Consider the following 1,757-nt stretch of genomic DNA (forward strand, 5'->3'; position numbering starts at 1 on the left):
TCACGGAACTGCTTGTCTACCTGCTGCAGAAACGCATCGGTCCGCGCCTCCAGGGCTTCATTGAGCAGGCTCATGTATTCGCCCACTGTCAGCGACACCCGCAGCGGCGTTACCTGCTGCCCGGCAAACAGGGCAAACGCCGAGCGATGCACATGGCCGATCAGGGTCTTTGTCCGTTCACTCAGGTGCTGGCTGAGCGCATTCCCGGCGCTGTTGGTCGCGGCCAGCAACTGGCCAACGGCATCCTGTATCGGCTTGATCATCAACAGCTGGCCGTCGGCGGTGCCGGCGATGCCCTTGATGATGTCGTACACCTTGCCGAAGTCATCCCCGGCCAGCGCGCTGGCCACCTGCTGCATCAGCTTCTGGTTCTTGGCCAGCAGTGCCTGGTAAAGCAGGCTGCGGTCGTCTTCCAGCAGCTGCTGCCAGATATGCTGGGTAATCCCGAGCGGCTGACCCTCCTGCGGCAAGGTTTCAGTGGGCCCGCCGGCCAGGCAGGCGGCCATCATCTGGATGAAGTACTCCACCGAAACAGGGGAGGTCGCGTCATAGTCGTAGTAGCCGATCTGCTGAAACGCCCGCTTGGCATAGTGCCGCGCATACAGATCGCCAACCTGGTCGATCATCGACTGCCAGTTTTTCAGTTCGCGGTCGTAATCGGCCTGGAACACCGCGCGGGCGCTTTCGTCGTAACGCTCTTCCAGCCGCTCGCGGGCGTCCTGCTGTTTGCGCGCGATGTTGCGTTCGGTCTGCGCGTCGATGTCCACCGGAGGCAGATACGCCTTGGCCGCGATCGGGCTGTCGTTCCACTGCTCGACCTGCCGGGCTTGCCGCTGCGCGTCCTCGGCACCCTGCGCGGCAGCCATGGCAGCGTGCAGTTCGCGGATGCCCAGTAGTGCTTGCGAGGTGAAGTATTCGAAGTGCCGCTGCGGTTGCGCCCGCCATTCCTGCAGGGCCTGCACCCAGCGAGTGCGTTGCGCGTTGAGCTCCATGACCATGCCGACCGGGTCGGGCAGCGTCAGCGCCAGCAGGCCATTGGGCAGTTGTTCCTGCTGAATGACATTGCGCACATGCGTGCGGGTTTCATGCCAGCGGCCCAGGCGGCTGTAAAAGCCATGGGCGCTGGTGAACCTGGCAGAGGAAAAGGTAGAGAACTCCAGCACCTGTTCCAGGCCGAAGCGGAAGCTGTCGGTCATGGCGATGCCGAGGCTGGCAGGGTCGTTGCGTGCGGTGTTCAGGTCCACCTCGACGAAGCGGGCGAGGGTGCCCGGGTCACTGTCGACGATGCCTTGCCGATAGCGGTCGAGTACGGCACGGGGCCAGGGGTCGTTGGCGAAGGCGATCCAGGCCTTGCGGTAGAGCAGGGTATCGATGTTGATGAACGAGGCGATCACATCGTGGCCTTCGGTGGCGCATACCTTGGGTAACGACCTGGGTGGCCCCAAGGGCATCTGCGACACCGGAAAGCGCTGCAAGGTACCTTCCGCCGCTACCTCGTAGGCCTGCCAGATTTCCTGGTCGAGCAGTACGTAGACATAACCCTGGCGCAGGAGGCGCAACTGGTCGGTGTGCATCGGGTGAAAGATGATTTCGCTATCGTCTGCCAGGCGATAGGGGTGCCCTGTATCCGGGCGCGGGGCGTAGGCCTCGCGCAGCAGCAGAATTGGCAGGCCGGAGCGTCCGCAGGCGTTACAGGTGCCGTAGGTGTTGGGGATTTCTTCCTGCATGGCGATGTGGATGGTTTTGCTGATGCTCAT

At 63.0% G+C, this 1,757-nt stretch carries 1 protein-coding gene; it reads right to left on the reverse strand.

Features of this window, described 5'->3' with window-relative positions; genetic code table 11:
• Positions 1-1,757 (reverse strand): T6SS effector BTH_I2691 family protein (locus CAF92_RS26205; protein ID WP_305880207.1); only part of this gene is annotated, 1,757 nt, incomplete at both ends.

Source organism: Pseudomonas sp. B10(2017), assembly GCF_002113295.1.
Lineage (GTDB): Bacteria > Pseudomonadota > Gammaproteobacteria > Pseudomonadales > Pseudomonadaceae > Aquipseudomonas > Aquipseudomonas pudica.